General features: G+C 63.3%; 20 protein-coding genes. 9 read left to right on the forward strand and 11 right to left on the reverse strand.

From position 1 onward, the window contains the following. Positions 1-21 precede the first annotated feature (21 nt). Positions 22-1,596, forward strand: a complete 1,575-nt coding sequence (gene guaA / locus QP915_RS02180) for a glutamine-hydrolyzing GMP synthase (RefSeq protein ID WP_284767790.1) — start codon at positions 22-24, stop codon at positions 1,594-1,596. A 66-nt stretch (positions 1,597-1,662) separates the two neighbouring features. Here the strand turns inward: guaA and QP915_RS02185 are convergent, their stop codons facing one another. Further along, positions 1,663-2,700 carry an HNH endonuclease signature motif containing protein gene (locus tag QP915_RS02185; RefSeq protein WP_284767791.1) on the reverse strand — a complete coding sequence of 346 codons (1,038 nt, stop codon included), beginning with the start codon at positions 2,698-2,700 and terminating at the stop codon, positions 1,663-1,665. A gap of 137 nt (positions 2,701-2,837) precedes the next feature. Beyond that, positions 2,838-3,257, reverse strand: coding sequence for a hypothetical protein (locus QP915_RS02190; RefSeq protein WP_284767793.1), 420 nt, complete (start codon positions 3,255-3,257; stop codon positions 2,838-2,840). A gap of 64 nt (positions 3,258-3,321) precedes the next feature. Between QP915_RS02190 and imuA' the strand changes: the two genes are divergently transcribed. Together imuA' and QP915_RS02200 are read left to right on the forward strand one after the other, a co-directional pair. Beyond that, a complete protein-coding gene (gene imuA', locus QP915_RS02195) occupies positions 3,322-3,984 on the forward strand; it encodes a DnaE2-dependent mutagenesis accessory factor ImuA' (RefSeq protein ID WP_502869308.1) in 663 nt (220 codons plus the stop codon). Further along, on the forward strand, positions 3,981-5,504 hold the full coding sequence (locus tag QP915_RS02200) for a DNA polymerase Y family protein (protein WP_284767795.1): 1,524 nt from the start codon (positions 3,981-3,983) through the stop codon (positions 5,502-5,504). Before imuA' ends, QP915_RS02200 begins: the two co-directional genes overlap by 4 nt. On the opposite strand, the gene QP915_RS02205 is transcribed toward QP915_RS02200, so the two are convergent. Then, on the reverse strand, positions 5,501-6,058 hold the full coding sequence (locus QP915_RS02205; RefSeq protein ID WP_284767796.1) for an AMIN-like domain-containing (lipo)protein: 558 nt from the start codon (positions 6,056-6,058) through the stop codon (positions 5,501-5,503). The two genes, QP915_RS02200 and QP915_RS02205, sit on opposite strands and share 4 nt — an antisense overlap. Positions 6,059-6,168: 110 nt before the next feature. Here QP915_RS02205 and QP915_RS02210 point away from each other — a divergent pair, with 110 nt between their 5' ends. Continuing rightward, positions 6,169-7,029, forward strand: a complete 861-nt coding sequence (locus QP915_RS02210; RefSeq protein ID WP_284767797.1) for a sucrase ferredoxin — start codon at positions 6,169-6,171, stop codon at positions 7,027-7,029. 36 nt (positions 7,030-7,065) lie between these two features. Here the strand turns inward: QP915_RS02210 and QP915_RS02215 are convergent, their stop codons facing one another. From QP915_RS02215 to QP915_RS02225, 3 genes are all read right to left on the reverse strand, one after another. After that, a complete protein-coding gene (locus tag QP915_RS02215; RefSeq protein ID WP_005322670.1) occupies positions 7,066-7,746 on the reverse strand; it encodes a methionine ABC transporter permease in 681 nt (226 codons plus the stop codon). Next, entirely contained in the window at positions 7,743-8,780 is a 1,038-nt protein-coding gene (locus tag QP915_RS02220) for a methionine ABC transporter ATP-binding protein (RefSeq protein ID WP_284767799.1), read from the reverse strand. Before QP915_RS02220 ends, QP915_RS02215 begins: the two co-directional genes overlap by 4 nt. 70 nt (positions 8,781-8,850) lie before the next feature. Further along, positions 8,851-9,714, reverse strand: a complete 864-nt coding sequence (locus QP915_RS02225) for a MetQ/NlpA family ABC transporter substrate-binding protein (RefSeq protein WP_284767801.1) — start codon at positions 9,712-9,714, stop codon at positions 8,851-8,853. 137 nt (positions 9,715-9,851) lie between these two features. Between QP915_RS02225 and QP915_RS02230 the strand changes: the two genes are divergently transcribed. Continuing rightward, complete coding sequence (locus QP915_RS02230; RefSeq protein ID WP_284767803.1) at positions 9,852-12,971, forward strand: error-prone DNA polymerase; 3,120 nt, start codon at positions 9,852-9,854, stop codon at positions 12,969-12,971. Here the strand turns inward: QP915_RS02230 and QP915_RS02235 are convergent. From QP915_RS02235 to QP915_RS02250, 4 genes are all read right to left on the reverse strand, one after another. Next, positions 12,968-13,351, reverse strand: a complete 384-nt coding sequence (locus tag QP915_RS02235; RefSeq protein ID WP_284767804.1) for a hypothetical protein — start codon at positions 13,349-13,351, stop codon at positions 12,968-12,970. The genes QP915_RS02230 and QP915_RS02235 overlap by 4 nt on opposite strands. A 113-nt stretch (positions 13,352-13,464) precedes the next feature. After that, positions 13,465-13,728 (reverse strand): helix-turn-helix transcriptional regulator, encoded by a 264-nt coding sequence (locus tag QP915_RS02240; RefSeq protein ID WP_023020645.1) that lies wholly within the window; start codon positions 13,726-13,728, stop codon positions 13,465-13,467. Between the two features lie 42 nt (positions 13,729-13,770). Next, positions 13,771-13,989 carry a helix-turn-helix domain-containing protein gene (locus tag QP915_RS02245; protein ID WP_255712183.1) on the reverse strand — a complete coding sequence of 73 codons (219 nt, stop codon included), beginning with the start codon at positions 13,987-13,989 and terminating at the stop codon, positions 13,771-13,773. Continuing rightward, positions 13,982-14,530 carry a hypothetical protein gene (locus QP915_RS02250; RefSeq protein WP_005322654.1) on the reverse strand — a complete coding sequence of 183 codons (549 nt, stop codon included), beginning with the start codon at positions 14,528-14,530 and terminating at the stop codon, positions 13,982-13,984. The genes QP915_RS02245 and QP915_RS02250 overlap by 8 nt, the downstream gene beginning before the upstream one ends. Positions 14,531-14,641: 111 nt before the next feature. Between QP915_RS02250 and QP915_RS02255 the strand changes: the two genes are divergently transcribed. Together QP915_RS02255 and QP915_RS02260 are read left to right on the forward strand one after the other, a co-directional pair. Further along, entirely contained in the window at positions 14,642-15,103 is a 462-nt protein-coding gene (locus QP915_RS02255) for a PH domain-containing protein (RefSeq protein ID WP_284767806.1), read from the forward strand. Next, a complete protein-coding gene (locus QP915_RS02260; protein WP_284767807.1) occupies positions 15,100-16,464 on the forward strand; it encodes a PH domain-containing protein in 1,365 nt (454 codons plus the stop codon). Before QP915_RS02255 ends, QP915_RS02260 begins: the two co-directional genes overlap by 4 nt. Here the strand turns inward: QP915_RS02260 and QP915_RS02265 are convergent. Beyond that, on the reverse strand, positions 16,448-16,918 hold the full coding sequence (locus tag QP915_RS02265; RefSeq protein WP_049383604.1) for a tRNA (cytidine(34)-2'-O)-methyltransferase: 471 nt from the start codon (positions 16,916-16,918) through the stop codon (positions 16,448-16,450). The two genes, QP915_RS02260 and QP915_RS02265, sit on opposite strands and share 17 nt — an antisense overlap. Positions 16,919-16,941: 23 nt before the next feature. Between QP915_RS02265 and QP915_RS02270 the strand changes: the two genes are divergently transcribed. Both QP915_RS02270 and QP915_RS02275 read left to right on the forward strand, forming a co-directional pair. Beyond that, complete coding sequence (locus QP915_RS02270) at positions 16,942-17,790, forward strand: bifunctional methylenetetrahydrofolate dehydrogenase/methenyltetrahydrofolate cyclohydrolase (RefSeq protein WP_049378933.1); 849 nt, start codon at positions 16,942-16,944, stop codon at positions 17,788-17,790. Beyond that, entirely contained in the window at positions 17,787-18,101 is a 315-nt protein-coding gene (locus QP915_RS02275; protein ID WP_284767810.1) for a DUF3017 domain-containing protein, read from the forward strand. The genes QP915_RS02270 and QP915_RS02275 overlap by 4 nt, the downstream gene beginning before the upstream one ends. Positions 18,102-18,186 lie beyond the last annotated feature (85 nt).

The following is an 18,186-nucleotide window of genomic DNA, read 5'->3' on the forward strand; positions in this document are numbered from 1 at the left end:
TAGTGGGTTAGACTATGGGGCGTGACTAAGCCAAATACTACCCCGCGCCCCGTCCTCGTTGTGGACTTTGGCGCTCAGTACGCGCAGCTTATTGCCCGTCGCGTGCGCGAGGCCAAGATTTACTCCGAGGTTGTCCCCAACTCCGCTTCTGTAGAGGAAATTAAAGCAAAGGATCCAGCCGCTCTCATTTTGTCGGGTGGACCATCTTCCGTATATGCCGATGGCGCCCCGGCCCTCAAGCCGGAGCTACTTGAGCTCGGCATTCCTGTCTTCGGCATCTGCTACGGCTTCCAGGCCATGAACCATGCGCTTGGTGGCACTGTCTCTTCCACCGGCGAGCGTGAATACGGCCGTACCGATATGAATGTTAAGGGCGGTGTACTTCACGAAGGCCTGGAGGCTACCCACAAAGTGTGGATGTCCCACGGCGATGCCGTATCTGCCGCTCCCGAAGGTTTTGAGGTTACTGCTACTTCGGCCGGTGCTCCCGTTGCCGCTATGGAGTGCCCAGCCAAGCAGATGGCCGGCGTGCAGTACCACCCTGAGGTGCTCCACTCGCCGCACGGCCAAGAGGTGCTTACCCGTTTCCTTACCGAGATCGCTGGCCTAGAGCAGAATTGGACGGCCGATAATATCGCCGAGCAGCTCATCGCGGATGTCCGCGCACAGGTGGGCGAGGAAGGCCGCGCTATTTGTGGCCTGTCCGGCGGTGTGGATTCCGCGGTGGCGGCCGCACTGGTGCAGCGCGCCATTGGAGATCGCCTCACCTGTGTCTTCGTTGACCACGGCCTGCTGCGTGCCGGCGAGCGCGAGCAGGTAGAAAAGGACTTCGTTGCCTCCACCGGCGCGAAGCTGGTGACTGCGGATGAGCGTGCTGCCTTCTTGGAGAAGCTGGCAGGCGTTAGCGACCCAGAAGCCAAGCGCAAGGCCATCGGCGCGGAGTTTATCCGTTCCTTTGAGCGCGCGGTTGCAGGCGTGCTTGACGACGCCCCTGCAGGCTCCACCATCGACTACCTCGTTCAGGGCACTCTGTACCCGGACGTCGTCGAGTCTGGCGGCGGCGATGGCACGGCGAATATTAAGTCTCACCACAATGTCGGCGGTCTGCCAGATGACGTGGAGTTCGAACTGGTTGAGCCGTTGCGCCTGCTGTTTAAGGACGAGGTGCGTGCCGTCGGCCGTGAGCTGGGTCTGCCGGAAGAGATCGTCAACCGTCAGCCATTCCCCGGTCCGGGATTGGGCATCCGCATTATCGGTGAGGTGACCGAAGAGCGCTTGGAGACGCTGCGCGAGGCGGACCTTATTGCTCGTACCGAGCTGACCAATGCCGGCTTGGATGACCAGATTTGGCAGTGCCCGGTAGTACTGCTGGCCGATGTCCGCTCCGTTGGCGTGCAGGGCGACGGCCGTACCTATGGCCACCCGATTGTGCTGCGACCAGTGTCCTCGGAAGACGCCATGACTGCGGACTGGACCCGCCTGTCGTACGAAGTGCTGGAGAAGATTTCTACCCGCATCACCAACGAGGTGAAGGACGTCAACCGCGTGGTCTTGGACTGCACCTCCAAGCCACCGGGAACCATCGAGTGGGAGTAAAACGGCATGCGTAGAAGGCGCTCAGTCTAGTGCTGAGCGCCTTTTCGCTCGTTTTGGCGCCGGCGTTTACTCGCGCGGGGTAAACGGTGCCCGCCACACAATGCGCCCGCCCACCCGCTCGAGGCGGCCGCGCCGAGGTGGGGCGTTGGGGTCATCGTCGTTGACGCCATTATGATAAGCGCAGCACATGACCAGGTTTTTCATATTCGTCTCCCCGCCGTTGCTCCACGCCTTGAGGTGGTGGACTTGGGAGAGGTCGGCCGGTTGGTTGCAGCCCGGCCAGGCGCAGCGTGGATTTTCTGCAGCGGCCATAATGCGCTGCTTGTCATTGGCCACGCGCGCCGTGCGGTAGAGATTGACCGGCCCTTCTTCGGGGTGCACGAGCGTGACGTAGCCGGTTTCTTTGTCGCCAGCAAAGCCGACGTCGTTGAGCACACGCCGCAGATATTCGGTGCCGGTGATGGTGGCACCGTTGGTCAGATCGAGCTCGATATCATCGCCGCGGCCGTCGCGGATGCGGATGAATTTGTCTAACGGCACGATGGCATTGGTCACTACTTCTGCCCGCGCGGCCGCAGCTTGGTCAAAGAAGATTTTTTCTACCGCCTCGAGCGATTGCTTTCCGGTCGCGGCCAGCGCGGCGTTGAGATCCGCGATGAAACTAGAGGTTCCGGTGATGGCCAGCGTCCAGTAATCATTGGGGCGTCGGTAAGTGCGCACGCCTGGGCTTACGGTGTCGTCTTTCATCTCGCGCAGGCGCCGTCGGGCGTGCTTAAGGATGTGGCTCATCGAGCCGGTCATCGCGCAGCATTCCGCGCGCAGCTGCCAGGCCTGCTTCTTGCTGGGCGCGCGGTTAACAATGCGTTCTAGGGCGGTAAGGGTGGCGATGGAGTGGGTGTTGCGGCGGGCGTCGGCAATAGCGCGGCGCTGCAGGCGCGTAAATTTGGTGCGGCCGAAGTAGCTTTCGCACAAAAGCAGCAGATCGGCGGCGATGGCATCGGGAGCGCCGTGATCCATGAGCTCGGACCCGGACATGCCTTGGCACCCGGCGATGATATCCATGCCAGGGCCCAAGGCGGTGAGGTAGGTCTCGAGTGCGTTCATGCCTGCAACGCTACGGCGCACACCCATACCGGCGCAGGGCCGGCGCAACCGCTACGGCCGATTCTGTGGATAACCCGGCCCGCATACCCGCCGCGGGCCGAAAAAGCTGTGGATAACCCCGAAAAGTGTCGTATAGATTAGGCAAACGCGAGCCGGCGCGTGCCATCCACATGGGGGAAGACGAAAAAGCTCAGCCCAAAGACCACTAGCCACACCAGACCGGCGCCCCATGCGGGCAGGGCCACGATGGGCGCGAGCATCACCATAAGCCACAAGACCATAAGCGGCACGAGCTGTGCGATGGTGGGAACTAGAGCGACGTTGCGCTTGTCGGCATAAGCGCGCATCGCGCGGCGGTAGGGGTGGGCAAAGACGAGAACGAAGGCCGCCACGAGGCATACGAGCGCCCCAACCAGTGCGGCAAAGATATGCGCGCGGCTAGCCAAGAGTGCCACGGCCGCACCGATGAGGATGGACGAGCCCAAACGCACCCAAGGCGGGGTAGGGATGGGTGTGGTGTGCTCGCGCATGGCGCCGTAGGCAGCGTTGAAGTTCATGCCGCTAAGGCTACCATTCGAACATATACTTGCATGTGTCCGGGTAAGGGTTCATACTATTCGGGTGAGTCAAACGAGCGTTCGCCTAGAAAAAGCGGTGGCCGGACTAAGTAGGTCGGACCGCGTGGCGATGCTGCGTAGCCGCATGCGCGCTATGGAGCGCGGCCCGGAAGAAGAGCTGGTAGATACCCTCCCTGGCCTGGCCCGCTTGCTTCCTGCAGGTGGGCTGGCGCGCCGGCAGGTGGTGCACTGTGCGAACTGTCCAGCGCTGGTGGTGGAGCTTATCTGTCACCTCACCGCCCGTGGCGGGCATGTGGCAGTGGTGGGGTGGCCGGATTTGCTACTCGCACACGTGGCCGATAAGGGCGATATCGAACGTGTGGTGACCGTGCCGGATCCGGGCCTGGAATCCTGGATGGTGACGGGAGTATTGGCGGAAGGGCTAGACCTTGTTGTCCACCATGGGCCGCCCGGTGAGGTGAGCCCTACCAAGGCTCGGCCGGTGCTGGCAAAGGTGCGCGGCGGGCGCGCGGCGGTGCTTACGGTGGGCACGCGCCTGCCCAGCACGGCGGTGGGGATAGGGGCGCGGGTGAGTGCCTATCGGGGCGTCGGCAAGGGCAGTGGGCGCATTCGCGGCGTGGACATGGAGGTGGAGGTGACCTCGAAGCAGGCTACCTCGCGCGGGGTGCTCACGGTGGGGCAGTGCCGCCGGTTGGAGGCCGTATGAGGGTAGCGGCCGTGTGGTTTCCGGATTGGCCCATCCAGGCTGCCGGCGGGCAGGGTCCTATGATTATTGCGCGCAATCACGCGGTGGCGGTGTGCGATAGGAAGGCGCGCCGGGCGGGTGTTCGGCGCGGGATGCGTCTGCGCCAGGCCCAAGCGCTGTGCCCCGAGGCCGCAGTGGTGGAGGCCAATCCGGATCGGGATGGCGCGGCGTTTGCGGAGGTCGCGGCCGGCTTAGATGCGGTGGCGTCCTCGGTGGAGGTGTTGCGCCCAGGCCTGGCGATTGTGGATGCGGGCGCGGCTCTGCGCTACCACGGGGAGAAAGCACTAGAGATGCTTGTCGACGCCTCTTCGTACGCCGGCTTCGACTCCACCCTCGGCGTCGCCGATGAGATTGCCACGGCCGTCATCGCAGCCCGGCACCGTGGTGTGGGCGCAGTGGTGCCGGAGGGCGGCTCGCGGGAGTTTTTGGCCACCCAGCCCATAGGCGTGCTGGCCGCCGATGAGGCTTTGGGCTTTGAGGCTGGGTTTATCGCACAGCTGGACAAGCTAGGGGTGCGGCGTCTGGGTGACTTGGCTGCGCTGCCGTTTAAGCAGGTAGCTACCCGGTTTGGTGAGTCGGGCCGGCGTGCCCACGAACTGGCCCAAGCCCGTGCGGATAGGCGCGTGGCCCCAGAGCTGGCGCGTCCAGACCTGGCCGTGGAAATGGAAGAGCGCATCGAGCGCGTGGATGCGGCGGCGTTCGCGGCTCGCCAACTCGCGGCTCGGCTGCATGCCCGCTTGGAGGAGGCCGGCAAGGTGTGCCTGCGGCTGCGCGTGGTGGCGGAGTTTGACACCGGTGAGGAGCTGGCGCGGGTATGGCGCACACAGGAAGCGCTGACGGAGCAGGCCACCGCGGACCGGGTGCGCTGGCAGCTCGATGGCTGGCTCACGCGCGCTACTGGTGAGGGCGCGGCCATCCGCCGCCTAGCGCTGGAGCCGGTGGAGGTTGCCGCCCCGTCCGCCACCGGCCTCTGGGGTGGGGAAGGCTCGCAGGAGCAGGTCAAGCGCGTGATCGCCCGCGTGCAATCGCAGCTGGGGGTGGACCGCGTGCTGCAGCCGCGGGCGGTGGGCGGCCGTGGGGTGGCTGAGCGCATCGAGTACGTGCCCTATGGCGAGCAGCGCGACGCCCCGCCGCAGGGCGAGTGGCCCGGCCGCATTCCCGCGCCCCTGCCTGCACGGCTGGGCGGTGGGCCGAACCACCCGGCTGCGCGCATTCGGCTTATCGACGCCGCCGAGCGACCCGTCTTCGTTACCGCCGAAGCCCTCCTCTCCAGCGTGCCGGTGGCCTTGGGCTGGGGTGCGCATCGTTTCCGTGTGCTGGGCTGGGCCGGACCCTGGCCGGTGGATACGCAGTGGTGGACCGATACTCCACAGCACGTAGCGCGCCTGCAGGTGGTGGGCCAAGCCGAGCACGAAGAGCATCAGCGGGCCTGGCTCTTGGTATGGTCCGGCGGCCGCTGGCGGGTTGAGGCGACCTATTAATCGCGAATATCGACCACGAGGCGGGTGGGGTTATCGAGCACCTGCACGGAATAAGGCTTGCGAGAGGTCATGCCGATGACAAATTGGCAGCGGCCCTCGTAGGTGCCGCCATTGACCACTTGGGTGACAACTCCCGCCGTGGGGGCATCCACTACGCCGATGCGAGGATCATCTTTGCCGGCTTCGAAGGGGTAGACCACGCCGTCGATATTGACATTGAGTGCGGTCTTACCGGAGTGGTCAATGGTCTTGCCGGAGCCCTGCTGTGTGGGTGTGTCGGCGTAATCCACGAACCAGCCGGGAGCGCCGCCGCCGTCGAGCTCGAAGACGACGCGCTCAAAACCCTCGTGCCGGCCGATGCGCACGTCGGTCACCGTGAGCTCGGAGGGCGCCTGCGGCCGGAGGGTTTTCATCTCCATATTGGCTTGGCCCAGCGGATTGAGCTGGGAGTTATCCGCGGACGCGGCCATGGTGGTGCGGTCCGTCTCGTGGGCGGCGCAGCCGCTGAGGAAAGCTGCGACGAGAAGCGTTGTGGCGAGACGGACTTTCAACATGTCCCCTAGGTTATATTTTCGGCCGTGAACTGTATAGCTGAGGGGGTACTTCGTGGCCGAATTGTTGCCAAGGGTGTGAGCTGAAAAGCAGAAAGGTTAGGCTTAGGTATATGACCGAGTTCTGTTCAGATATCCAGGTAGAGCCGCTGCCAGGCACGGCGAAGAAGGAATCCGTCTATGTGCTTTTCGAGTGGCCGGGCGGATGGTCGCGAGACGTGCTCGACGGCGATACCTTTGGGTCGGAGCTCACAGCGCAGCTCAAGACCAAGCTGAAGGGTATGGCAGGGCTGCAGCTTATTCGCCGGCCGGGCCGCGATGGCCGCCAAGTAGGCAAGATGCACCGTTGTTACCTGGTGTGGGCCGAGCAGGGCGTGATGGAACTCGTGCTGCTGACGGGCCCGGAGAAGATCCTCGATCTGGATCTGACCGGGCCTGGCCGCAATGGGGGCGGCGCTTTGGACACGCCGCTGGTGCTGGTGTGCACGCATGCGAAGCGCGATACGTGCTGTGCGGTCAAGGGCCGGCCGCTGGCCGCGGAGCTGGTGGCGGACTATCCGGATATGGTGTGGGAGACCTCGCACACGAAGGGGCACCGATTCGCGCCGTCGGTCATGCTCATGCCGTGGGGCTATTCTTTTGGCCGAATGAATAAAGAAGCCGCCGCGCAGATGATTGCGGCGGCGGCGAAGGGGAAGTATTTCTACCCAGTAAATCGCGGGCGCGGTATTTTCGGCCCGCGCGGCCAGGTGGCGGAGTTGGCGGTGGCCCGCTCGCTTATCGACGCCGGCGAGGACCTCGCCTACGGCCAGCTCACTGCCACCGACGGCGGCGAGGTCAGCCACGCTGACGGCCGGCGCTGGCGCGTGGCGCTCGAGGAGCGCGAGGTAGAAGGCGTGGTCTCTTCGTGCGGCGATGCGCCGAAGAAAGGCCAAGCCATCGTAGCGACCGGCGTGGAGCCGGTCGCGGAGTAGGCTGCGCGGGGCGGGGGCGGCGTCGGCAAGCGGGGGCTAGCGGCGCATGACCTTGGAAGAGAGCCAGTTGCCGAGGAACTGGGCGGCCTGCACCAGCACGATGATGATGAGCGTAGCCACGACGGTGACTTCCCACTCGAAGGCGCGGTAGCCGTAGACGATGGCAAAGTCTCCCAAGCCGCCGCCGCCGACGTAGCCGGCCATGGCGGACATATCCACGATGGCGATGAACAAGAAGGTGTAGCCCAGAATCAGCGGGCCGAGGGCCTCCGGAACGATGACGGAGGTAATGATCTTCCACGGCGAGGCACCCATGGAGCGGGCGGCCTCGATAACACCGGGATCGATAGCCACGAGGTTTTGCTCCACCACGCGGGCCACGGAGAAGGTTGCGGCGATCACCATGACGAAGGTGGCCGGGCCGCGGCCGATGGAACCGCCCATTACAGCGACGGTCAACGGCTGGGCAAAGGCCAGCAAGATGATGAACGGAATGGGGCGGACGAAGTTCACCAGCAGGTTCACAATGACGTAGACAAACCGGTTTTGCAGGATGCCGCCCGTGCGGGTGGTGTAGAGCAGCATGCCCAGGCCAAGGCCGAGGATGCCGGAGACGATGAGGGTGGTCGAGACCATGATGAGGGTGTCGACGATGGCATCGGCGAGTGAAGGGCCGAGGCGGTCCCAGTTGGCTTGGGCGAGGTTGGTGACGGTCATCGTGCAATCTCCTCAATCTGGGTGGTGGTAGAAAGCGTGCGGTAGAACTCCTCGATGGCGTTATTATCGCCGCTGAGTCGCACGGTCAGCTTGCCAAAGGAATGCTGCTGCAACGTGGTGATACCGCCGTGCACGACGGCGATGGACACGCCGGCTTCCTTGAGCCGGGCGGCGGCGGTGAAGAAGCCGGATTCCTCGGTGAGGTTGATGGTAAACAGGCGGCCTTCGTGCGCAAGCAGATCGTCGGTTTCGACGACGTCGGGTTCGTTGCGCAGCGAGGTGGCCACGAACTTGGCGGCCACGGAGGTCTGCGGGTTGGAGAAGACTTCGTAGACGCTGCCTTGTTCTACTACGCGGCCGTTTTCCATCACGGCGACCTTATCGGCGATGGAGCGAACGACTTCCATCTCGTGGGTAATAACGACGATGGTGATGCCGAATTCCTTGTTTACCCGGCGCAGCAGGTCGAGGACTTCCTGCGTGGTGGTGGGGTCGAGGGCGGAAGTGGCTTCGTCGGCAAGCAGCAGCGAAGGGTTGGTGGCCAGCGCACGGGCAATGCCAACGCGCTGCTTCTGGCCGCCGGAGAGCTGCTCCGGGTAGCTCTTGCCTTTGTCTCCCAGGCCGACGAAGTCCAGGAGTTCTTGCACGCGCTGGGCGCGCTCCTGCTTGCCGACGCCCTGCAGCTGCAGCGGGTATTCAATATTGCCGGCCGCGGTGCGCGAGTTCATCAGGTTGAACTGCTGGAAGATCATGCCGATATTGCGGCGAATGCCGCGCAGCTTCTTCTCGGACATGCCAACGATATTGGTCTCGTCGAGCAACAGCTCGCCGGCGGACGGGGTGTCCAGGCCGTTGATCATGCGCACGAGGGTGGACTTGCCGGCGCCGGAATAGCCAATGATGCCGACGATTTCGCCGGGCTCGATGGTCATGGAGACATTGTCGAGGGCCTTGACTCGTGCCTTTTTCTGTTTAAAGACCTTGGTGATCTCGCGGAACTCGATGCGGGTGCCGCGGTGAGTGGAATCTGCCACGTGTTTGCGTCCTTAACTAGGAAAGTGCCAAACCCCGCCGGGGGCTCCGGCGGGGTAAAAGCAAGGGTGATTAGTCCAGATCTGCTTCGAGCTTATCCAGGATCTTCTGCAGATCCTCCTGGCTGCGCTCCACCTGGACGGAGGTACCGGCAGAGTCTTCGTCGACGCCCTCCTGGACGGCGTCGCTGTGCCATAGCTCGGCGAGCTTCTTGATGTCCTCGTTATCGGCATCTTCCTCGCGAACGGCGAAGACATTGATGTACGGCTCTGCCTCTTCAGAGCTCGGATCGTCCTGGAAGATGGCGGTGGCTGGGTCGATGCCGGCGCGCTCCAGGAAGGAGTTATTGATAATCGCCGGGGTGCCCTCGCCGTGTGCGGACGTGGTCTGTGCCGCGTCTACCGGGGTGACCTTGACCTTGGACTTCTTCTCATCGATGTCCAGCGGGGTGGGCTCCAAGTTGTCCTTGTCCTTCAGGGTGAGAAGGCCTGCCTGAACCAGCACGTTGATGGCGCGAGCCTGGTTGGTGGAGTCATTCGGGATGGCGACTTCTTCGCCCTCGATGCCGTCGAGGGAGTCGTGGTCCTTCCAGAACAGTGCCAGCGGCACGATCTCGGTAGCCACGATAGGCACCAGGTTGGTGCCGTTGCCGTGGTTATACTCCGCCAAGAACTTCAGGTGCTGGAAGTTATTGGTGTCCAGCTCGCCCTGGTCCAGAGCCTGGTTCGGGGTGTTGTAATCCGCGAAAGGCTGGATATCGATGTCATAGCCTGCGTTCTTTGCTTCCTGCTCGAACGCTACCCAAGCCTTCTTTGCGTCATCGGTGGTGCCGACTTTGATGGACTTGGAGTCATCGGAGTCGGAAGAGCATGCCACCAGGCTGGTGGCAGCGATGGTTACGGCGGCGGTAGCAGCCACTACGCGACGGATCTGCATGGGGAATCCCCTTCTTGTAGGAGTTGAAATAATTTGTCTGTTTAGCAACTTAGCAATCAACGAACCGCTTTGTCTATTGCGAGCATCACGTCCCACCGGCTTGTCTAGAACAATGATTCGATATTACGCTGTGTGGAGTGAAATTTAATGGCGGAAAGGCGCTGTCGTGGTCGCGGGTGGAGCGCATCCTCTCCGGCCGTGAATCTGCTGCGCCCGTGCCGGTGGATCACCTTCACGGACCAACGGTTCCTGCCCAGCGCGGTCACTCCGCCGTGCCCTTTGCGGAGCTGCACGCGGTAAGTTCCTATAGTTTTCTTGATGGTGCCGCCGAGCCGGAGGAACTGGTGGCCCGGGCTGTAGAGCTGGGGCTTGAGGGGCTGGCCATCGTGGACCGCGATGGTTTTTATGGACTCATGAAATTTGCTGAAGCCGCAGCTAAAGCGGACCTTCCGGCTGTATATGGTGCGGAGCTATCGCTCGCGGAGGGTTCGGTGACCGTCCTAGCGCGCACTCCGGAGGGGTATCGCCGCCTGTCGCGCCTCATCGCGCGCGCCCGGATGGAAGCCGGGGAGAAGGATCGCGTGGCTTATCCGTCCTTGGATGAGGTGGCGCGCGAACTGGAAGGGGAGTGCTTCTTTCTGGTGGGACCGGAGGCGCTAGCAGAAATCGATAACTTGCTCGAAAGAATAAAAATAGACAGCATAGTTCTCGAATATTCGTGCAGCATGTCCCCCGAGGATGCGGATCAGCACCGTTTCCTCGATAAATACAATAACCTGCGGGCCATCGCAACCGCACGACCCGCGGCGGCGACCCGCGACCAAGCTCGGCTCGCCGCCGCCAAGCGTGCCCTGGCCCGGCGCGAATCCCTCGCGGCCGCCGCGCCGCACGCCCACCCTATGGGTGCTGGCTGGCTGCGATCCGGCGAGCAGATGGCGCAACTCTTGCCGGATCGGCCGGAGCTCATCGCCGCAACCGTGGCGCTCGCCCGCGAGTGCTCCTTTACCTGGGGCGCCCTCGCGCCCAACCTGCCGCATTTTCCGGTGCCGGAGGGGTACACCGAAATGAGCTGGCTGGAGCACGAGGTCTGGCGCCGCGCCAAGGACCGCTATGCTTCGCGCCCGGTCGAGATTAGGCAGGCGGCAAGGAAACAGATTCGGCATGAGCTGGGTGTCATCAAGCAGCTGGGCTTCCCCGGCTACTTCCTGATCGTGTGCGACCTGGTGGATTTTTGCCGCCGCGAGAATATTCTGTGCCAAGGTCGCGGCTCGGCCGCCAACTCTGCGGTGTGCTTCGCGCTGGGCATTACCAATGCCGAGCCCATCTCTGCGCAGCTGCTTTTCGAGCGTTTTCTCTCCCCAGACCGTGATGGCCCGCCCGATATTGATATCGATATCGAGTCCGGCCGCCGCGAGGAAGTCATCCAGTATGTCTACCGCACCCACGGCCGCGATCGCGCCGCGCAGGTGGCCAATGTCATTACCTATCGCCGCAAGGGAGCTACGCGCGATGCCGCCCGCGCGTTGGGCTACCCGCAGGGCTCGGCCGATGCGTGGTCGAAAGGTACCTCTGAGCCGCCTGCCGACGTCTCCTCTTTGGCCGAGCAATTCCTCGGCCAGCCCCGCCACCTGGGCATCCACTCCGGCGGCATGGTGCTGTGCGATCGGCCCATTGCGGACGTCGTGCCCATGGAATGGGCGCGCATGGAAAATCGCTCCGTATTGCAATGGGATAAGGACGATTGCGCGGCCGCTGGCCTGGTGAAATTCGATCTTTTGGGCCTGGGCATGCTGGAGGCGCTGCACCACATGATCGATGCCGTGCGCGCCACCACCGGCCGCGAGGTGCACCTGTGGGAGCTCGACCTTGCCGAGCCGGAAGTTTATGACATGCTCTGCCGCGCCGATGCGGTGGGCGTCTTCCAGGTGGAATCCCGTGCGCAGCTGGCCACGCTGCCGCGCCTGAAGCCGCGCCGCTTCTTTGACTTGGTGGTCGAGGTTGCGCTCATTCGCCCCGGACCTATCCAAGGCGGGTCCGTGCACCCCTACTTGCGCCGCCGCGATGGCCTTGAAGAGGTGACCTATGACCATCCGGTGCTGGAAAAATCCCTGGGCAAGACGCTGGGCATCCCGCTCTTCCAGGAACAGCTGATGCAGATCGCGGTTGACGCTGCCGGCTTCTCCGGTGCCGAGGCCGATGACCTGCGCCGCGCCATGGGCTCGAAGCGCTCCCCGGAAAAGATGGCCGCGCTGCGCAGCCGTTTTTATGCTGGTCTGCGCGAGACCAACGGTATCGAGGGGGAGGTGGCAGAAAAGCTTTGGGCAAAAATCGTGGCCTTCGCCGCCTATGGTTTTCCGGAATCCCACTCGCAGTCCTTTGCCTCGCTGGTGTATTTTTCCGCGTGGTTTAAATATCACTACCCGGCGGAATTTTGTGTGGGCCTGCTGCGCGCACAGCCGATGGGTTTCTATTCCCCGCAGTCACTCATCCAGGATGCCCGGCGCCACGGCGTGCGGGTGCTGCCGGTAAGTATTAATGACTCCGGCGCCCAGGCCCGCGCGACGGGACCAGCCGAGATTCGCTTGGGCCTTAACCTCATCAAAGGGCTGGGGGAGTCCGCCGCCGAGCGTGTAGAGGCGGCCGCGCCTTTTGCTAGCGTGTCCGATCTTTCGCGCCGGGCGGACCTCAGTGTGGAGCAGGTGGAGGCGCTGGCCACGGCCGGGGCGTTGGAGTGCCTTGGGCTGGACCGTCGCCAAGCGTTGTGGCAGGCCGGCGTTGCCGCCACCGAGCGCGAGGGCATGCTGCCCGGCACCTCCGCCCTGGCCTCGCCGCACCTGCCCGGCATGTCTGCTTTTGAGCTTATGGCTACCGACGTCGCCGCCACCGGCGTGACCCATAACCAGCAGCCGATGGAGCTGGTGCGTGCCTCGCTTGCCGACGTCCTCCCTGCCTCCCAGCTCCCCCATGTCCCCGATGGCACCCGCGTGCGCATCGCCGGCATTATCACTCACCGCCAGCGCCCACGTACTGCTTCTGGCCTGACCTTTTTGGGCGTCGAGGATGAAACCGGTTTGATGAACGTGATGGTCTCACCCGGATTGTGGTCGCGGCATAGAGTTCTGGCCCGCACCGCCCGGGCAATGATCATCCGCGGCATCGTACAAAATGCCACCGGCGCGGTCAGCGTGGTCGCAGATAAGCTCGAGCCGCTGGATTTTGGTGAATTCCTCTCCCGCGGCTCCCGCGATTTCCGCTAGTTGCCTCCGCTGCGCAGCTCGTCTGCGTTGAGTTTATTGGCCAATTCTTTGGCTACCGCAAATGGAATCCACAGCAGTTGGGTGTAGATGAGCTTGGCAAAGAAGATGGCGATACTAGCCCCCGAGGTCGCCTCCTCCACTGCAACCTGCTCCGCCCCGAGAAAGCGCAGGCCGAATGCGGTGGTGACGGCAACGAGGAAGAGCACTATAGAAATAACCACTGCGGTCTTAAGCCCTGTGTCGCGGGCGTCGGTATGCAGGCGCAGTTCGTACTCATCCATCTCCGTGGTGGGTTCATCGAGGCGACGGATGGACTGCCGGAGCGACGTGGTGTAGATGGTGGCCGCGATACCGGCAATCGGCCATAGCAAGTTAGACAAGCTGAGCGTAAAGAAGTGCAGGGCCGCAGCCACGATAGCCAGGCCGAGGAAAATATCGCCGGCCAGGACAAGGCGCTTGCGGCGAGAAACGGAGGCGGGAATCGTGTTAGCCGTTAGGAATTCTTCCTGTAGATTTCAGTGGACATGGGGGAAAATTCCTGGCGGGAAAAGATAGCTTCCACCGGAAGGTCAAAGACTTCGCAGACGCGGAAGGCTAGGTCCAGGCTGGGGGAGTGGTCCCCGCGCTCGAGGGCTCCGACGGTCTGGGGGTTAACATCGATGGCCTCAGCCAGTTGGGCGCGCGACATGTCCCGCTCGGCGCGCAGCACGCGTACCCGGTTATAGATGGGTGCGGAGGGCTTCTTCTTTGGGGACATAAGTCAAAGTATTGCATAAACCCAACACCCTGGCAAGGGTTGTTATTCGACGCCGAAGATGTCTCCCGGCTGGCAGTCCAGCGCCGCACACAGTGCTGCGAGGGTGCTAAAGCGTACGGCTTTGGCACGATTATTCTTCAATACGGAGAGGTTGACTGGGGTGATGCCTACTTCTTTAGCGAGTGCCGTTCCGGTTATGCCGCGCTCTTCCATTATTCGGTCGAGGTGGCAGACTACCTGGGGTCCTTGTGGCTCAGACAAGTCCTTCGACCTCCTCTTCTAGCTTGCAACCGCGCTTGATGGCGGCTGAGAAGAGCTGTAGGGCGCAGGCAAAGAGGTAAAGCAGCGCGAGCTCGCCAAATGACGTTCCGCTCTGGCTGGACCACCAGTCGATCCCTAGCTGTGAAGAGGCCCAGTTGTTGCCCATACCTTCGAGCGGGAAGCGTCCGATAAACCAGACGAGAATCCCGATGGCTATTCCATTGAGGAAGCGAATATTTTTCGTAGTGAAGACCTGCCCGCGAAGCATGGGCTTGACCAGACGGTAGGTAAAGAACGCGATGATCAAAATAGCCGCAATCTTAACGACGAGCGCTGCGGTGAGCATCCAGAATGGTCCGCCGTCGAGGTTGTGTTTGCTTAGGCCTTCTGGGATGGCTGCGCTCAGTGCGGTGGAAAAGCGTCCGGTGGCAAGCTCACGCAGGTAGGTAGGGCCGAGGATGACGATGGTAAGGAGGCAGATGCCGGCCGCTGTGTTAATTTCGCGGCGCTCGGCCTTGGAGGTGGGTTGTGGGGTGGTCATGACAATCCTTTCCGCCGATTGTTTATCGACTCTCGATGTTGTCGTAATTCGATAATATCGATTAACGATAAGTGGCGCAAGGGTATGGCCCGATTGATACTGTCAATAACTATGAGCGAAGAAATGAATCCCGTCTCGCCACGCCTGGTGACCTCGCGCTATATCCACCACCTGAGCTGGATGATTGTCCTCGCCGCGGCCGCTGCTGCGGCAGGTTTCTGGTGGACTCCGTGGTTCTACTGGGCGGCCGGTGTCTTCGTCGCCCTATTCTTCTGGCTGCTCTGGCTCATCCCCGCCCAGGTGCGCAACATGGGCTGGCTCGAGACCGACGATGAGCTGCTTATCACTCGCGGCAAGCTCTGGCATTCCTTCACCGTGGTGCCTTACGGCCGTATCCAATTCGTCGACGTGACCTCCGGGCCCATCGACCGCGCCCTCGGGCTGAAAAAGCTGCAGCTCCACACGGCCTCAGCCAGCACGGACGCCACCATCAAGGGCCTGGAAGCCCCGCTTGCCGACGCCCTCCGCGCCCGCCTTGCCCACCAAGCCCGCGAACGGATGAGCGGCCTATGAGCGACCAGTCCAGCACCCAGCCAAGCTTCCGCCGCGTCCATCGTCTCACCCCGCTGCTGCGCCTGTGGTCAGTGATCCTGGCTCTCATCGCGGCCTTCGCCCTCAACGTCAACCTGGAGGCCTTGCGCGATATCTTCGCCTTCATCACCGGCGAGCACCGCGGCGAGGCCCTGCGCGATACCGCCTTTGCGATCGCCGGGTTCGTTGCGATCTGCGCGGTCGTGTGGCTCGCCTCCGGCCTGTGGTGGCGCCGCATGGGCTACCAGCTCGGCGGGGACGAGCTCTCCCTGCGCCGCGGACTCTTTTCCACCCAACTGCGCACCGCGCGCTATGACCGCACCCAGGCCGTCGACGTCGTCGAACCCGTCATCGCACGCCTCTTCCGGCTAGCGGCCGTGCGCGTGGAAACCGCCGGCGGCCAATCATCCGTCATCGAAATCGCGTACCTCAAAAAGGCCGACGCCGAAGCCCTGCGCGAGGACATCCTCGCCCGCGTTCACGGCGCACCCGCACCGGCCGCGGACATTGACATCGACGCAACCGCCGCCGACGCAACCAGCGCCCACACACCCGCCGAACCGGCCGAAGAACCAGCCCTCGTGCCCGAAATCCCCATCGCGCGCTCCCTTATGGCGGCCGCGCTGCGCGCCTCCACGCTTTTCCTCGTCGGCTTCCTCATCGTCGTCGTGGTCACCCGGCTACCGCTGTCGACCGCGCTGCCCATCCTCGTCGGCGCGATCCCCAACGCATGGAACGTGCTCGATTCTTCCTGGCGCTACACCGCCCGCACCGACGGCGAGGTCCTCAACATCACCTACGGTCTGGCCGACCGCCGCCGCCAAAGCATCCGCCTCGACCGCATCCACGCCGTGCAAATTACCCAGCCCTTCCTCTGGCGGCCGCTGGGCTGGTACGAGGTGAGGGTTTCGGTGGCGGGGTATGGGGCGTCGGCAAGCGGCAAGGCTTCTGGCTCCACCCGCATCCTGCCGGTGGGCACCCTCGCCCAAGCCCGGCAATTCCTCCCGGCCGACGCCGCCCCCACCTACGCCTCGCCGGCCCGCGCCAAGTGGGTCTCCCCGCTGGATTACCGCCAGCAAACCGTCGCGCTCACCGGCGACTACGTCATCGTGCGCAACGGCCGGCTCAACCGCCGCGTCAAGGCCATCCACACCTCCCATATCCAGGAGCTCACCTACCGCCGCGGGCCGATTTCCCAGGCGCTCGGCCTAGCCACCGTCGACCTCGACCTAGTCCAAGGGCCCGTGCGCATGGCCGCGCGCAACCTCACGCTTGCCGACGCCACCGCACTCCTTGCCCGCCTGCGCTCCCGCCAGCTGCCAGGGCTTAAACCGCCCCGTTAAATCCCAGCTGGCGCCACGCCTCGAATACGGCCGTCGACGCCGAATTCGACAGGTTCATCGAGCGCCTAGCCGGCACCATCGGAATGCGCACGTGATCCGTCACGCGCGGATGGTTAATATGCTCCTCCGGCAGGCCAGTCGGCTCCGTGCCGAAGAGCAAGACATCGCCCTCTTGGTATTCGATATCCGTAAACCACTTATCCGTATGCGTGGTAAACGCGAATACGCGCGCCCCCGGCAGCGCATCCATGCAGGCCTGAAAATCCTTGTGAATCTGCACATCGGCCAGATCGTGATAATCCAGCCCGGCGCGCTTTAAGTGCTTATCGTCGAAATTGAAACCCAGCGGCTCAATTAGGTGCAGGCTCGCGCCCGTCACCGCGGCCGTGCGGATGGCGTTGCCTGTATTAGTAGGAATGACCGGGTTATCAAAGACAATGTGCAGCTGGCTCATGCCTTCAGTCTAGGATGGTGGCTATGAGCGCTACCAAACTAGATGGCACACTGTACCGTGACGAGATTTTTGCTGACCTTGCCCAGCGCGTGGCCGCGCTGAAGGACAAGGGGATTACCCCCGGCCTCGCCACCGTCCTGGTCGGCGAAGACCCCGGCTCCCAGTCCTATGTGAAGATGAAGCACCGCGACTGCGAAAAGCTCGGTATCAACTCCATCCGCAAGGACCTGCCGGCCGACATCACGCAGGAAGAGCTCGAGGCCGTCATCGATGAGCTCAACGCCGATGACGCCTGCACCGGCTACATCGTCCAGCTGCCACTGCCCAAGCACCTGGATGAAAACGCCATCCTCGAGCGCATCGACCCCGCCAAGGATGCCGATGGTCTGCACCCGGTTAACCTGGGCAAGCTCGTGCTCAACGAGGAGGCGCCCCTGCCGTGCACCCCGAACGGCTGTCTGCACCTTTTGCGCCGCTTCGGCGTTGAGCTCAACGGCGCCAAGACCGTGGTCATCGGCCGCGGCGTTACCGTGGGCCGCCCTATTGGCCTGATGCTTACTCGCCGCAGCGAGAACTCCACCGTCACCCTGTGCCACACCGGAACCAAAGACCTGGCCGCCGAGACCCGCGAGGCCGATATCGTCATCGCCGCCGCCGGCCAGCCCCACATGCTCACCGCGGACATGATTAAGGAAGGCGCCGCGCTTCTCGACGTCGGAGTTTCCCGCGTCGACGGCAAGCTCACCGGCGACATCCACCCAGACTGCTGGGACAAGGCCGGATTCGTCTCGCCGAACCCGGGCGGCGTCGGCCCGCTGACTCGTGCCTTCTTGGTGCGCAATATCGTCGAGCGCGCGGAAAAGTTGGCGTGAATCTAGATAACCCGCACGACGCCGGCCTCGCGCCCTCCTCGCTGCCGCCCGCCGCGCAGTGGGCAGCAATCGGCCTCTTCGTGGCCGGCGTGATTGTCTCCGGTGGCTATGCTGTCTTCGAGTACTGGCGGCGAGCCACATTCCTCCTCGGATTGGCCTTGCTGTGGCTCACCGTGGTCCGACTGACGTGTGATTCCAGTCGCGTCGGCGTGCTAGCCGTGCGCTCGCGCCGCTTCGACGCCTGTTTCACCGGCCTGCTCGGCGTCACGATGGCCTTTCTGGCCTTTTCCGTGGACTCGCTCGGCAGCTAGTTATCCACAGGTTTTTGTAGAGCCATCACCCATCTCGGCCCTAAATGGTGTAGTTCGGGCGGTTATCCACAGGTCACCGCCCGCC

This window comes from Corynebacterium sp. MSK158 (genome assembly GCF_030229085.1).
Taxonomy (GTDB): domain Bacteria; phylum Actinomycetota; class Actinomycetes; order Mycobacteriales; family Mycobacteriaceae; genus Corynebacterium.

Coding starts and splice junctions, on each gene's coding strand:
- QP915_RS02185 (WP_284767791.1), bottom strand. CDS start 2,700: ATGAACGCACTCGAGACCTACCTCACCGCCTTGGGCCCTGGCATGGAT.
- QP915_RS02190 (WP_284767793.1), bottom strand. CDS start 3,257: ATGAACTTCAACGCTGCCTACGGCGCCATGCGCGAGCACACCACACCC.
- QP915_RS02200 (WP_284767795.1), top strand. CDS start 3,981: ATGAGGGTAGCGGCCGTGTGGTTTCCGGATTGGCCCATCCAGGCTGCC.
- QP915_RS02205 (WP_284767796.1), bottom strand. CDS start 6,058: ATGTTGAAAGTCCGTCTCGCCACAACGCTTCTCGTCGCAGCTTTCCTC.
- QP915_RS02210 (WP_284767797.1), top strand. CDS start 6,169: ATGACCGAGTTCTGTTCAGATATCCAGGTAGAGCCGCTGCCAGGCACG.
- QP915_RS02215 (WP_005322670.1), bottom strand. CDS start 7,746: ATGACCGTCACCAACCTCGCCCAAGCCAACTGGGACCGCCTCGGCCCT.
- QP915_RS02225 (WP_284767801.1), bottom strand. CDS start 9,714: ATGCAGATCCGTCGCGTAGTGGCTGCTACCGCCGCCGTAACCATCGCT.
- QP915_RS02240 (WP_023020645.1), bottom strand. CDS start 13,728: ATGTCCCCAAAGAAGAAGCCCTCCGCACCCATCTATAACCGGGTACGC.
- QP915_RS02250 (WP_005322654.1), bottom strand. CDS start 14,530: ATGACCACCCCACAACCCACCTCCAAGGCCGAGCGCCGCGAAATTAAC.
- QP915_RS02255 (WP_284767806.1), top strand. CDS start 14,642: ATGAGCGAAGAAATGAATCCCGTCTCGCCACGCCTGGTGACCTCGCGC.
- QP915_RS02260 (WP_284767807.1), top strand. CDS start 15,100: ATGAGCGACCAGTCCAGCACCCAGCCAAGCTTCCGCCGCGTCCATCGT.
- QP915_RS02265 (WP_049383604.1), bottom strand. CDS start 16,918: ATGAGCCAGCTGCACATTGTCTTTGATAACCCGGTCATTCCTACTAAT.
- QP915_RS02270 (WP_049378933.1), top strand. CDS start 16,942: ATGAGCGCTACCAAACTAGATGGCACACTGTACCGTGACGAGATTTTT.